Here is a 13,679-nt window from a genome sequence, read left to right on the forward strand (position 1 = left end):
TTGTTTATAAGAGTTGAATACTTCCTGTAAATATAGTTTTTACAATAACAAAAGTAGCCTATTTTTGCAGGAGTTGTTTTAACAAAATATCAACAATCCATTGACGCCCATTATCACGCTTACAACCGATTTTGGTGAGAAGGACCACTTTGTGGGAGCCGTGAAAGGGGCGTTGTATTCTGAATTGGATACGCTTCGGATTGTCGATATTTCTCATAGCATTTCGCCCTTCCACCTGACGGAAGCCGCGTATATCATTCAAAACGCGTATCGCAGTTTTCCAAAGGGTTCGGTGCATATTATTGGGATAGATTCCGAATTAAACCCGGAGAACACACATATTGCGGTATATTTAGATGAACATTATTTTATCTGTGCGGATAATGGGATCATCTCCATGCTGGCATCGGTGGTGAAACCTGAGAAGATCGTTGAAATAAATATTCACGATCGAATCATCAGTAACTTCCCTGTCCTGGATGTGTTTGTAAAAGTGGCCTGTCATATCTGCCGGGGAGGAACGCTGGAGGTTATAGGGAAGCCTGTCGACCAACTAAAAGAACTCAAAGGGATTCAACCGGTGGTCAATGCCGAAAACAACCAAATTATCGGGAATGTGATTTACATTGATAATTACGGAAACGTGATTTGTAACATTACCAAAACCTTGTTCGAGGAAATTGGAAAGGGCCGCCCCTTCAAAATTACCGCACGGCGGGCCGGATTTACCAAGATCTATTCGCACTATAGCGATGCCATCAATTTTGAGCTTCCGAAGGAGAAACGGGAAGAAGACGGTAAAAAGCTAGCGCTTTGGAACTCTTCCCAGTATCTTGAATTGGCCATCTACAAGAGCAACCCTACCACCGTAGGAAGCGCGTCTACCTTATTTGGACTTGCCTATCGTGATACTATTACCGTAAATTTTAAAAACTAATGTTGACACGAATTGTAAAAATGGAATTTAACCCCTCCAATACGGAAGCGTTTCTGGCGCATTTCGAAACGGTTAAGAGTACCATTCGATCGTTCCCCGGATGTACCTTTTTACAATTGTATCGCGATCAGAACGATCCGGCTATCTTCTTCACGTACAGCAAGTGGGAGGATGATACGTACCTTCAAGCCTATCGTCAAAGTGCCTTATTTAAGGAAGTGTGGGCAACAACCAAACCAAAATTTCGTTCTAAAGCGCAAGCGTGGAGCGTCGACACCTTACACACTGTAGCACCATGATCGCCATTATTCAAAAAGAAATAAACTCCTTTTTTTCCAGTGCCATCGGGTATTTGGTGATTGCTATTTTCTTGATTGTCAACGGTCTATTTCTGTGGGTTTTTCCGGGAACATTTAATATTTTCGATTCGGGCTTTGCCGAATTATCGGCCTTTTTCGAATTGGCCCCCTGGGTACTCTTGTTTCTCATTCCCGCTGTGACCATGCGGGCCTTTAGCGACGAATACCGCATGGGAACTATAGAAATTTTAGTCACCCGCCCCCTCGCGCTTTGGCAGATTGTTTTAGGAAAGTTTCTGGGCTCGGTCCTTTTAATTCTTCTCGCTTTAGTTCCTACGCTTCTCTACATCATAAGTATTGATGCTTTGGGAAATCCTTCTGGAAATTGGGACGTGGGAAGTACCGTAGGGTCGTATATAGGCCTCCTTTTTCTGGTGTTTTCTTACACCGCGATCGGGGTGTTTGCGTCTACTCTGTCGCACAATCAGGTGGTCGCTTTTATCACCGCGGTATTTGTTTGCTTTCTACTCTACTATGGTTTTGAGTCGCTCGACGCGCTGCTTCCTTCAGTGGAGTTGTCGTATTTCGGACTCAAAAGTCACTTTGACAGTGTCGCCAGAGGCGTACTCGATACGCGAGACATTGTATACTTTCTAAGTATTTCCGCCCTATTTCTGGTAGCCACCGGAGTACAACTTAACACCAAAAAACGCTGATCGATGAAGACCCAAAAACCCATAGTCATTTTAGGGGGGACGCTACTGTTGCTCGTCGTTATGAATTGGATCGCTTCGGAAGTATATACCCGTTTCGATCTCACCCAAGACCAGCGATATACCCTATCGGAAGCGTCCAAAAATACCCTTGCTTCGGTAGATTCGCCCATTATTGTTGATGTATTTTTAAAAGGGTCGTTTCCTCCGGAATTCCGAAGGTTACAAGTGGAAACTCGACAGTTGCTGGAAGAATTTTCAGCCTACAATCCCAATCTTAAAGTGGCCTTTGTCGATCCGTTAGAAGGAGAAGACGATCGTGCCGCCATTCAGCAACAACTCAATAGCTTCGGACTCACTCCTGCGCAGGTAGAAGTTCAAGAAAACGGAAAGCTCACCACCGAATTGGTCTATCCATGGGCCCTCGCCTATTATAATGGTAAGACCGTTAAAATTCCGCTGCTAAAAAACCAATTAGGAACTTCTACTGAAGAACGCGTCACCAATTCGTTGCAAAACTTAGAATATGCCTTCGCCGATGGCTTCAGTAAACTCACCCAGCCGAAACGACGAAAAGTTGCGGTATTGAAAGGCAACGGCCAATTAGACGATCGTTATATAGCCGATTTCTTTTCCACCCTTCGGGACTATTATTTCATTGCTCCTTTTACGCTCGATTCGGTTGCGGCCAATCCCCAAGGAACGTTAGCGTCTATGCAGGAGTACGACCTTATTGTGAGTGCGCAACCTACCGAAACCTTTTCAGAAGCCGAAAAATACATCCTCGATCAATATACCATGCATGGCGGGGCTTCCCTCTGGCTGGTGGATATGACCCAGCAACAAACCGATACGGTGAGCGGAAACAACTTTGCCTTTGGACGTGACTTGAACCTTAATGATTTCTTTTTTAAGTACGGAATTCGGGTGAATCCTAATCTGGTGAAAGACATCTACTCGGCTCCCATCGTACTAGCCAGTGGTAACGAGCGAGAGGCACAATATAATCGCTATCCGTGGTTGTATTTCCCCCTTGTGGGAGGGGCCGAAGGGCATCCTATTGTGACCAATACCGAGGCGGTAAAATTAGAATATGCCAGTGTTATTGACACCCTTCCTAACACGATCAAGAAGACGGTGTTACTGGAAACTTCTCCCTTATCGAAAGCTGTGGGATTGCCTACTCCTATTGATTACGATGAGGAGATTCCCAAAAATCTGAAATTGGTCAATGAAGGGCCACAACAGGGCGATTTTAATAGTGGCCCCTTGCCCCTAGCGGTGCTGCTTGAAGGTTCTTTTACTTCGGTCTACAACAATCGGGTGCCTCCCTTGTCACTACCCAACCGTAAAAATAGCAGCGACCCTACCAAAATGGTGATTGTTAGTGATGGCAATGTGATCGTGAACCAATTGCAAGAAGGACGCCCTATAGAGCTGGGGTTCGATAAATACACCGGAACCTTCTTCGGAAACAAAGAATTTCTTCTGAACACGGTGAATTATCTGCTGGATGATAGCGGACTTATAAACATCCGTACCAAGGAAATTGCGGTTCCTTTTTTGGATCCGCAGAAAACCGCCGAGCAACGCACCCTATGGCAACTCCTTAACGTCTTATTACCGTTGGTGTTGCTTGGGATCATCGGATTCGTTTTTCATTTCTTTAGAACGCGTTCGTTTCGTCGATAACTGTTAATAAGTTTGTTTTAGCAACCAAGGCATTTCAAATATATTTGTACTACTGAGGGCGCTGGTCTTCAGGAGCGAAACCAATACGATCGTACCGAAAAAATACATTCATGAAATTTATTGTATCAAGTTCTTATCTACTGAAACAATTACAAGTGCTTGGGGGCATCATCAATACCAACAATACGCTTCCCATTCTCGATAATTTTTTATTTCAACTCGACGGAAATCTGCTGACGGTTGCTGCATCCGACCTGGAGACGACCATTTCTTCAAAACTTGAAGTAGAAAGCAGCGAAAGCGGCAGTGTTTGCGTTCCTGCCCGATTGTTGTTGGATACCTTAAAAACGTTTCCGGAGCAACCCTTAACCTTTACCGTGGAAGACAACAATACGGTTGAGATCAGTAGTAATCACGGAAAATATGCCCTTGCTTATGCCGATGGAGAAGAATTTCCTAGCGCCGTAAGTCTTAGCGATCCTTCTACCACGGTGATGGAAGGCGATATTTTGGCAACCGCCATTAGCAAAACACTTTTTGCCAGCGGAAATGATGATTTGCGCCCCGTAATGAGCGGCGTGTTTTTTCAATTCTCTTCGGAAAGCCTCACCTTTGTGGCTACCGATGCGCACAAATTGGTAAAATATTCCAGAAATGATGTGACCGCCAATGAAACGGCCGAATTCATTATGCCGAAAAAACCGTTGAACCTGTTGAAAGGAATTCTAGCCGGAAGTGAGGAAGAAGTAACCATCGAATACAACGAGAGCAACGCGCGTTTTCAGTTCGAAAACACCGAATTGATCTGTCGCCTGATCGATGGGAAATATCCCAACTACGAAGCGGTGATTCCGAAGGAAAATCCAAACAGGCTGACAATCGACCGCACCCAATTCTTAAACTCCGTGCGTCGTGTGAGTATTTTTAGCAATAAGACCACCCATCAAATTCGCTTGAAGATCGCCGGGGCCGAACTTAATATTTCCGCGGAAGACATCGATTACAGCAATAAAGCAGAAGAACGTCTTACCTGCGATTATCAGGGTGACGACATGCAGATTGGCTTTAACTCTCGTTTCTTGAACGAAATGCTCAACAACCTTACCAGCGATGATGTTTCCTTAGAAATGTCGTTGCCAAATCGAGCGGGCATTCTTACGCCTGTCGACGGACTCGATGAAGGGGAGTCGGTTACCATGTTAGTGATGCCCGTGATGCTGAACAACTAACGATGTAGTCAAAAAGAAAAAAACCCGCCTTGAGGCGGGTTTTTTTATGATAAAAATCGAATGGTCATAAAATAATTGGGCGCTTCTCCTCTGCCGGCACGCAGCGCATTTACCACCGGCATGACAAAGCCGATTGCGACCGTAAACAAGAGTGTAAGCAATCCTAGCCCCAAGGCAAAGATCAATGGAATGCTCACAAAAATGTAGATCAACAAGCTAAGTTGAAAGCTTACCGCCTGTTTCCCGTGTTCGTCCATTCCTTCGATGCGGTCTCTGGAAGAAAGCCAAATCACTAAGGGAGCAATTAAGCTTCCGAAGCCGATAAAGTAACCCAAAAGCTGGGACAAGTGCATGAGCGATACCGTGGTAGTATCCTCTTTCTTCTCTGTGTAATTAATAACTTCCATGGTTTTTTGATTGATTGGTTACGTTCTATTGGTATGATTTTTTCGAAATTGTTACAGTTTGTAGCGGACAGATATTGTGTATTTTTGCGGTATGAAGCATCAGGATACTATTGTAGCCTTAGCCACACCCTCTGGAGCAGGTGCTGTTGCTATTATTCGTCTATCGGGGCCGGAAGCCATTGAAATAGCGTCTAGCCTATTCCATTCGGTAAGCGGTAAGAAACTCGCCGCACAGCCCAGTCATACGGTTCATCTGGGACATATTAAAGAAGACAATCGACTCATAGACGAGGTGCTCGCTACGATCTTTAAGAACCCTAGAAGTTATACCGGAGAAGATGTGGTAGAACTCTCCTGTCATGGAAGTCCGTTTATACAACAAGAGATCATTCAAGCCGTGCTTCGGAAAGGCGCGCGCATGGCCCAGGCAGGTGAGTTTACCCTACGCGCCTTCCTGAATGGCAAAATGGATTTGAGTCAGGCGGAAGCCGTAGCCGACCTGATTGCAAGCGACAGTGAGGCATCCCACCAACTAGCGATACAACAAATGCGAGGTGGATTTTCCAGTGAAATTCAACAACTACGGCAGGAGCTGCTCAACTTTGCATCGCTTATTGAGCTGGAACTCGATTTTTCAGAAGAAGATGTAGCATTTGCCAATCGGGAGGAGTTTCGGGCCTTACTCGACCGAATCACCAAGGTGTTAAAGCGCCTAATCGATTCCTTCGCAACGGGCAATGTACTTAAGAACGGGATCCCAGTCGCCATCGTAGGAGAACCCAACGTAGGGAAATCGACCTTACTCAATACCCTGCTCAACGAAGAACGTGCCATTGTGAGTGACATTGCAGGCACTACTCGCGACACCATCGAGGATGAAATCGTCTTAGGCGGTATCGGCTTCCGGTTTATCGATACGGCAGGAATTAGAGATACTTCAGACACCATTGAAGGCCTTGGGATCAAGAAAACCTTTCAGAAGATCGAACAGGCACAAGTAGTGATCTATTTAATGGATACAGTAACGGCGCTACAGGAAGGGCGCCTGCAATCGATCGCTTCCGAAGTCAAAAAAATTAAGGAACAATATCCGCAGAAACCCCTCCTGGTGGTGGCTAATAAAGCCGACCAACTTTCGGACGCACAAAGGGAAAATGTTACCACTGAAATTCCTGAAGCCAGGCTTATTTCAGCGAAACACGGAGAAGGCGTAGAACAACTTACTTCGTCCCTACTTGACTTTGTCAATACCGGCGCGCTACGTAACAATGAGACCATTGTAACGAATACGCGCCACTACGATGCGTTATTAAAAGCCTTAAAAGAGATTGATACCGTTCGGTACGGACTCGATACAGGGATATCTAGCGACCTTTTGGCCATTGATATTCGACAAGCCTTATATCACTTTGGCGAAATTACGGGAGAAATTTCCAACGACGAGCTGCTCGGTAACATTTTCGCGAATTTCTGTATCGGGAAATAATTAAGCATTGTATTCCTGCTTCTTTTCTCGTTGTTTATCTTTCAAAACAACCGGCACAAAACCTAGGTATTCCCCTACCGGATTTCATACATTTTTAGGGGTGAGCCTCTCATTTTCAGCGAACAAACGAGTTTTTTAGATACCTTCGTTTTATATCAACCCAATTCTCAACAACAAGGTGTTCAACATACGCTCCCCGAAAACACCTTCTAGTATTCACTTAAAATCAATAACATATGAGAACGCTAAAATGTAAGGGGAGCCTGCTCTTATTAATCGTCACACTAAGCCTAAGCACGGTCCTCGCTCAAAATGATGCCAACGAACCCTGTTCCAAAGACGAGGATTGCAAAGGCTACTGTGTCACGGTTACTGTAAAAGGTTCTAAGAAAAAGGTGTGTGCCAGTTGTAATCAGTCGACCTTAGACAGCTACACCCGGGATGTTAACAGATACTGCAAAGACGAAGGCTGGTCGGTAGCTAAAAGCAAGGATTATAAGGAAGCCCTTGCCGATGACGATCGCGCCGAAGTGGGCGTGTTTGACGTGATGATCGACAAATGTAAATCCTGTTTAAAGGCCCGCAGCACCCGGGAAGACAAATGTTTTGATGGGGGCGATGATACGCACGAAGGAAAGGTGGAAGAAATGGAGGATAGTAGGGACAGGTGGGTGCAGCACAAATACAATATGATACGTGATAAGCGTGTGTTTTATACCGACAAACGCACCTATAACGATCTCATCAAAGAATTCAACACCTACTGCCAAAGCAAACTAAACCTCAATAAGTTCGAGCAAGACCTGAAAATTGCCGAACGGGCTGTTGATAAGGATGACGATTCGGAATGCGAAGACATCCTAGAATATGAAGATGCTTGCTACGACTGCTATCAGGCAGCCAAGAACCTGTATGCGAAAGCATTTAAGAGCAGTAAAAGTGTCATGCCTTCTGACTATTTAAAGATCTACGAACAAATAATAGAACTCGAAGAAACCTTCGAAGCCGTTAAAAACGAATGCGACTAAAACCAACCCATATGAAAACAATCTTTCTCCTATTGTGCCTCCCCTTTGTAGGCATGGCACAGCAAACGATTAAAATTGAGGAACCGCTCAATCAGAAAATTTCCTTAGAAGAAAATTTAGCCAACGGAGCTCAGTTATCAGACCTCTCCTGGGCCTGGCAAAGCAACAATGCCTGCTTTGTATCCATTCAGCAGCACAAGTTTACAGGCAATCACGTTTTTTTTGAGGGCGTGATTCCGAAGTATACAGAACTCACCGCAACCGTTATTCCTAAAGATCCGTCACAGAATTTCAGCATTTATGCCTTTCAAACGGGCATACAGAATGACGCGGTACCACCCGATCTTGCTTCCTGTATACGCTGTGAGGCCGATTATAAGTGGGACCGAAAATGGTCTGGAAAAACCCAGGACCATACGCGAACCGTAAAACATTTACTCGCCATCAACAATCCGTACCGCCTGGTGATCGCCGTGGTAGGTGCCGAGGGGCTGACGGAAGGTGATTTTACGCTGGTGATCGAGCCGGTGAACAAATAATCTCCTTACCTGGCCATAGAGAAACCGCCACCTGTTGGCGGTTTTTTAATGTCTTTAGAGAGCACGTTCGTTTAAAAAGCTCTCAGAGGTATATCGCCTTCTATCGCTGCAAATACCTGCCTGTGATGAAGTTATTGATTAATTGTTTATGCATTCCAAGGAAATTAAGTAATTTATTGGCATCAAATCAATTACGTCTGAATGATTGAACCTAGTGTTCCTAACCAAATTACTCATACCTATCACAATGGCCACAACACACCTAACCACCGCTCTCGTCTTTGTTTGCAGTTTGCTATGCTCCTTCCAAAGTCTGGCACAGCCCTTTACCCTGGACGAAACTATCAAACCCGTAGAACTCACTCTTAAAGAAGATACGCGTAGCGATCACAAAGGTGAAACGTTTATCGCAACGCTAAGTACGGTAGATTCGCTTAAACACTATGTGGTTCAGGGGCATGATATGTTTCAATTTGTAGATGTGATCGTGAAGGGCTTCGGAAATGAATACCCTCTAAAAGCTTCCCTTGTCTATGATAACTGGGGCGATATCATAGAATCACAAACCTCAACTGCTGCCGAAGATGGAATGATCCAATTTCAGATACGGGCCTTTGGTGCTTTTGGACTACTGATCGAATCTCCTTCCGAAGAAACCATCAATTTTACGATCATGGTGCGGGCCAGCAAGCCTCAAAAATCCTATCTGGGGAGTCCCTTTACCAAGATCACCGAAAGCGAAATGAGCCTTGGCAGCGGTGAATCCAATAATGATTCTGGAGATTCCGGAGGAAACAACACTGTTTTGTACATTATCATTGGAGTTGCCTTGTTGGTCATAGGGTTATTAGCGGGAAAACTAATGGGTAGGAAGTCGGCTACCATCTTGCTCCTTTTATTCGGTCTCTCCTTCTCTACGGTAGCCCAAGGAGGGGGCACACCCGGGTTCTTTTATAAAGACCGCTTTTTTAACGGGGAAGACCTGGACGATGGCACGTTTGAACGTGAGCTGAGAGACGAGATGGGCGATGGATATGACCCCAGTGGCGATGTGGAAAAGCTTACTGACAAATTGAAAAGTATAAAGTCGTTTTTAGACAATGCTGTCAATTTATATAAAAGCTATACGGGCTTAGGAAGCTGTATCGGTGCTACACCCCCGCCCGGAGAACCTCGCATTCCTTCTTTCTGTGCGGTGCCTACTACCGATGCGGGTTTCGACGATGAAAGCAGTTGTGCCGGTTGCTTCTTAGCGGCAAGAGAACAGTTCAATGAGGTTCGTTATTTGTTTGAACAACTCGCCACCATTTACAAATGCACGAAGAATTTTTCGAACGCAGCCCTCTCCTTTGGCGATAATGCTTCAGGAATTCATGGCGTTTCAGGCTTAGCGTGGCAGACGCAACGGCGTAATATAGAGAAGTCGGTGACCGATTTGGAAACCGCCTATGACAAAAAGTACGGAGAACTTTTGGAAAGTCTTTCCGAATCCATGCTCAAATTGAGCGAATGTGAAGCCCGCTATGGCGTGGAAGATTGGTTCGACCGTTTTGGCTATATGTATTTCGAATTTATGCGCGACAAATACCAACGTAAAGATTAATACAATGAGAACTAAAATACTTTTGATGGTAGTCTTGCTGAGCATTGTATTATTGGGGAGTTGTAAGTCAACTTCCACCGCGCCGCTGATGGGTGCTAATACCAATACGAACATCATTGGCTCGTGGGAGGGCTGTGACGGGCGGGTGGTTACTTTTTTCGAAGAGGACAGCGAAATTATTGGGCGGTATACGGAGTTGGGCGGACTCACACGCTACCGTTTTACAGAAAACGAGGTAGGATATCGATTGACAGAGCAGCAACCGGGGCAGTATTTAGGGATGGTGAAATGGCAAGATCAAAGCGGTAATGAAACCTGGAAGAAAGTTTCGATTACTATCAAGAATAACACCTATAACGACAATAGTTCGGACAATTGTAGTAAAGACATGAAACGTATTTAAATGAATAAGCTCACTCCAACTCTTTGCCTGTTCGTGGCCTTAACGCTGCTCAATTGTAAGAATAGTGTTGACAAGAATAGCGGCAGCGCTTCTTCAGCAACAGAAGTGGATGCCCCCAGCGATAGTGATCTTGCTGAAACCGAATCCATCCCCCCAGACACTGGCACCCAAACGCAGGATGCGCTAGCCACCAATGCTCAGCGAAATGCTACGAACGATACGGTGCAAGGATGGACCCAACCTACCTATATCGCCTATCAAACCAGTAAAGCGGATGTGGTGTATCGCTACGGAGATGTAGATAATTTTGGATTCGGATGGCCTCCGGGCTTTGATCCGTTTTCAGGGGAAGACACTCCCGTGCATCGCTATCCTTTTTTCCCGGATGAGACAGACCCCGCAGGAACCGATCGCATCATGGTGATTAGCGGATACAAAAAAAGCAATCGAAAAGACGGCTATACCGGAAGAACCCAGCGCCCTGAGAACCTTCCGAAGCCCTTACTCTTGCAATACGACCTACAGGGCACTCAGATCGAGCACGCCTTGCTTCAGATCTTTGTAGATGATTTTCAACCCAAACGTTTTAAAAGCAAGTACAAGGTGTGGCTCAATGATAAGGAAACGCCCTGGATCAGTGAATTCGTGAATGAACTAGAACAAACGGGGCCTATCGGTAAACTGCTATCGGTACAGATCCTCCCTGAATTCCTTTCCGAAGTGAAGACCGGACAACTCAAGCTGTTTATTGACGATCCCGAAACCGATACGGGAGATGGATTTGCCATTGATTTCGTTCAGTTGCTTATTAACCCGAGGGATATCCCCACGGCCCGAATGGAAGGATTGGTGATAGATGCCACCACGAAAGAGACGTTGGAAAATGCGTTGGTAAAGATTTCCGGGGTGGATCCCGTAAAGACGGATGCTGAAGGACGTTTTACTGCGGAAAAAGTTCCGGCAGGAATGATCGTGGTGAATGCTTCAAAAGGAGGGTATAAGAACAACGACGTTACCGAAACCATAACTGCGAACAATACCGGAAGCGTTACCATACCCTTAGAACCGGAAACGGGAAGCAACCTTGAACAAGAGTTGGAAGAAACCGGAAAGGTGTCATTGTACGGCATCTATTTCGATTCCGATAAAGCCGTACTGAAACCCGAATCTGAAAAAACACTTCAGGAAGTGCTCGCGCTCATTCAACGAAATCCGGAGTTGTCACTGGAAATTGGTGGTCATACCGATTCTCAAGGAGATGACGCCTATAACTTGAAGCTTTCCGAAGAACGCGCGAAGGCGGTCTTAGATTGGCTTAAAGCACACGGCGCCACTACCAATCGGTTAAGCAGCAAAGGCTATGGCGAATCAGTGCCGGTCGCCACCAATAATACTGAGAATGGACGAGCGCTAAATCGGAGGGTGGAATTATTGGTGAAGTAATCTGTTGAAGGGTTATTCAGCATAAATTTCGGAGAACTCCACCCCTTCCCATTGGGGATGATCTTCTATAAAATCAGCAATCATCGCCACATGACTCGCACCTAACAATATCATAACGCGCTCTTCCTGATGCTTTTTAGTTTTTTTCTGAATCAAGGACCACATAAATAAATTGCGCTTGTACCATGCAGCCGTGAGTAAAGGTCCAATAAAATTGTCATCATCGCCCGCCAAAAGGGGTAGCTGGTTGTGAAAGGTATTGCTCCTTTTGCGCATTTCAGGAGAATTCAAGTGATTCGTTAATGCTGCTATATTCGCCCCTTGTTCAATCATAGCATCAAAATCGGACGTGAATCGCTGTATCCCCTCTTGAAATTCATCTTGTAACTTATCTTGTTGCGCTTTAGAAATGACACGCATCATGCTGTCGAATGGAAATTCAGTTCCATAGTAATCGACGCCAGATACACGAATATTTTCTTTCAAAGATGCCACTCGGAATGCTAACTGAAATATCTCGTTCTTGCGATAGAAATCATTGAGTGAAACATTTGCAAAGTATCGACCTTGCCTATGTAGGTTCAAAAGAGAGTCCAATTCAAATTGCTCATTGTGCGGCCATTCTACGAAGATATGGGTCGGTTGAAATCGAGTAATGGCTGCTGCGATTGAATCTAATTCCAATTGTGATGGCTCACCTAAAATATCAAATCCCTTCGTTTTAGCAACATCTTGTCCTGGATTATTATAGTGGAAGGTGCCTAGCAGTAGTGCTTGATGCGTTGGGAAATTTTGGGAACTATTCATCGTTTCATCTTCTGAATTTCGACACCCCAACACTACGATGCTACAATAAATAAAGAGTAACAATAGCCTCCATTTCATACCGTAAAGATAACCTTCAAAGGGTAATGTTACAGTTTCGCCCTTTGACTATATACTGAATTGAAGAAATGGGACAATCCTATCATTAATGCAAGCACGGAAACCATAGCAACAAACATTCGTATGGTATCCAATGTCTTAAATTGATTAAGCAAGGCTTCAATTTCAGCCAACGGTCTTGTAGCGATATCTTCCGCTCCTAATTCGTATAAAATAGGATACACTAAAAGCCCTGTTCCGAGACCTATGATCACGAACAGCACAAAATGCAATAACATCCAATTACGAGCTTTGCTAGATTTCCAGATGAAAATAATCATAACTACAAAGAGGGGAAGATTTATTTTTCCCATGAGCTGAAAAAAGGTGCCGGGATCGGCTTTGACATAAAAATTGTTGGTGGCGACCAGAGAATTCGGAAGATCGTGATCCCAGTTAGGATATTGGGTAATTATGGTAAAAAGCATTCCGCCGAAAAACAGAAATGCCATCAGAGAGTAGCCCCAAACAAAGAAAAATTTGGCTGTTTTCATAAGTGAAAGTATTCGTTAGTACCAGAAATATACGAAAACTGTGGTAGTCGGTTTTCTCCTACAGAAGCTTGCTCCTTAGCTTCTTTTCCATTTCCATGCATACCAAATGATACATAGCGTGAGGGCGCTTTCCAGAAAAGCTAAGAATACATAAAAGGCATACCATTCGGTCATCGAATTAAATCCGATAAAGAGCATCATCATCGTAAAGAGCAATCCGAATACAAGGTTCAGTATGCGATTGAGCGTTCTTGGTAAAAGTACCGAAAATGCCACCATGATGGAAGGAATCGCCAATACGATAGATGCAATCAAAAGCTTCATCGGACTATCCAGAATATTCGCTCCACTTATCAAGTCTTCTACTTTTCCGGGGGTGTACAGTTCAAAATAGTCGCCATAGAGATAACAAAAGGTCACGGAAGCCCAAAGCGCGGCTAATTTAATACGGACGTCAATAGTGTTGATGGTCATAGTTGGGT

General features: G+C 44.7%; 15 protein-coding genes. 11 read left to right on the forward strand and 4 right to left on the reverse strand.

Annotated features, from left to right (window positions below; translation table 11 throughout):
* Nucleotides 1-100 precede the first annotated feature (100 nt).
* The 5 genes from PO830_RS09260 (at nucleotide 101) to dnaN (ending at nucleotide 4,870) form a co-directional block, all read left to right on the forward strand.
* Nucleotides 101-937 (forward strand): SAM hydrolase/SAM-dependent halogenase family protein, encoded by an 837-nt coding sequence (locus PO830_RS09260; protein WP_272853278.1) that lies wholly within the window; start codon nucleotides 101-103, stop codon nucleotides 935-937.
* Complete coding sequence (locus tag PO830_RS09265; RefSeq protein ID WP_272853279.1) at nucleotides 937-1,236, forward strand: putative quinol monooxygenase; 300 nt, start codon at nucleotides 937-939, stop codon at nucleotides 1,234-1,236. Before PO830_RS09260 ends, PO830_RS09265 begins: the two co-directional genes overlap by 1 nt.
* Nucleotides 1,233-1,952: a gliding motility-associated ABC transporter permease subunit GldF gene (gene gldF / locus PO830_RS09270; protein ID WP_272853280.1), complete on the forward strand. Its 720-nt coding sequence runs from the start codon at nucleotides 1,233-1,235 to the stop codon at nucleotides 1,950-1,952. Before PO830_RS09265 ends, gldF begins: the two co-directional genes overlap by 4 nt.
* A gap of 3 nt (nucleotides 1,953-1,955) precedes the next feature.
* Nucleotides 1,956-3,641 carry a gliding motility-associated ABC transporter substrate-binding protein GldG gene (gene gldG / locus PO830_RS09275; RefSeq protein ID WP_272853281.1) on the forward strand — a complete coding sequence of 562 codons (1,686 nt, stop codon included), beginning with the start codon at nucleotides 1,956-1,958 and terminating at the stop codon, nucleotides 3,639-3,641.
* Nucleotides 3,642-3,751: 110 nt separating this feature from the next.
* A complete protein-coding gene (dnaN, locus tag PO830_RS09280) occupies nucleotides 3,752-4,870 on the forward strand; it encodes a DNA polymerase III subunit beta (RefSeq protein WP_272853282.1) in 1,119 nt (372 codons plus the stop codon).
* A gap of 44 nt (nucleotides 4,871-4,914) precedes the next feature.
* Here dnaN and PO830_RS09285 read toward each other — a convergent pair whose 3' ends face one another.
* Nucleotides 4,915-5,277 (reverse strand): DUF4870 domain-containing protein, encoded by a 363-nt coding sequence (locus tag PO830_RS09285; protein WP_272853283.1) that lies wholly within the window; start codon nucleotides 5,275-5,277, stop codon nucleotides 4,915-4,917.
* Between the two features lie 91 nt (nucleotides 5,278-5,368).
* On the opposite strand from PO830_RS09285, the gene mnmE reads away from it, so the two are divergent.
* The 6 genes from mnmE to PO830_RS09315 all read left to right on the forward strand — a co-directional run bounded on the left by mnmE (nucleotide 5,369) and on the right by PO830_RS09315 (nucleotide 11,779).
* Nucleotides 5,369-6,763, forward strand: coding sequence for a tRNA uridine-5-carboxymethylaminomethyl(34) synthesis GTPase MnmE (gene mnmE, locus PO830_RS09290; RefSeq protein WP_272853284.1), 1,395 nt, complete (start codon nucleotides 5,369-5,371; stop codon nucleotides 6,761-6,763).
* A gap of 236 nt (nucleotides 6,764-6,999) precedes the next feature.
* Entirely contained in the window at nucleotides 7,000-7,791 is a 792-nt protein-coding gene (locus PO830_RS09295; protein WP_272853285.1) for a hypothetical protein, read from the forward strand.
* Between the two features lie 11 nt (nucleotides 7,792-7,802).
* The gene (locus tag PO830_RS09300; RefSeq protein ID WP_272853286.1) at nucleotides 7,803-8,330 is read left to right on the forward strand and encodes a hypothetical protein; all 528 of its coding nucleotides are present in this window, start codon (nucleotides 7,803-7,805) and stop codon (nucleotides 8,328-8,330) included.
* Between the two features lie 247 nt (nucleotides 8,331-8,577).
* The gene (locus PO830_RS09305; protein ID WP_272853287.1) at nucleotides 8,578-9,933 is read left to right on the forward strand and encodes a hypothetical protein; all 1,356 of its coding nucleotides are present in this window, start codon (nucleotides 8,578-8,580) and stop codon (nucleotides 9,931-9,933) included.
* Between the two features lie 4 nt (nucleotides 9,934-9,937).
* The gene (locus PO830_RS09310; protein WP_272853288.1) at nucleotides 9,938-10,336 is read left to right on the forward strand and encodes a hypothetical protein; all 399 of its coding nucleotides are present in this window, start codon (nucleotides 9,938-9,940) and stop codon (nucleotides 10,334-10,336) included.
* A complete protein-coding gene (locus PO830_RS09315) occupies nucleotides 10,337-11,779 on the forward strand; it encodes an OmpA family protein (protein WP_272853289.1) in 1,443 nt (480 codons plus the stop codon).
* A 12-nt stretch (nucleotides 11,780-11,791) separates the two neighbouring features.
* Here the strand turns inward: PO830_RS09315 and PO830_RS09320 are convergent, their stop codons facing one another.
* From PO830_RS09320 to PO830_RS09330, 3 genes are all read right to left on the reverse strand, one after another.
* Nucleotides 11,792-12,586, reverse strand: coding sequence for a DUF5694 domain-containing protein (locus PO830_RS09320; protein WP_272853290.1), 795 nt, complete (start codon nucleotides 12,584-12,586; stop codon nucleotides 11,792-11,794).
* 107 nt (nucleotides 12,587-12,693) lie between these two features.
* Entirely contained in the window at nucleotides 12,694-13,197 is a 504-nt protein-coding gene (locus tag PO830_RS09325) for a hypothetical protein (RefSeq protein WP_272853291.1), read from the reverse strand.
* Nucleotides 13,198-13,272: 75 nt separating this feature from the next.
* The gene (locus PO830_RS09330) at nucleotides 13,273-13,671 is read right to left on the reverse strand and encodes a DUF6326 family protein (protein ID WP_272853292.1); all 399 of its coding nucleotides are present in this window, start codon (nucleotides 13,669-13,671) and stop codon (nucleotides 13,273-13,275) included.
* Nucleotides 13,672-13,679 lie beyond the last annotated feature (8 nt).

Source organism: Altibacter sp. HG106, assembly GCF_028561755.1.
In the GTDB taxonomy this organism is placed as follows: domain Bacteria; phylum Bacteroidota; class Bacteroidia; order Flavobacteriales; family Flavobacteriaceae; genus DFVG01.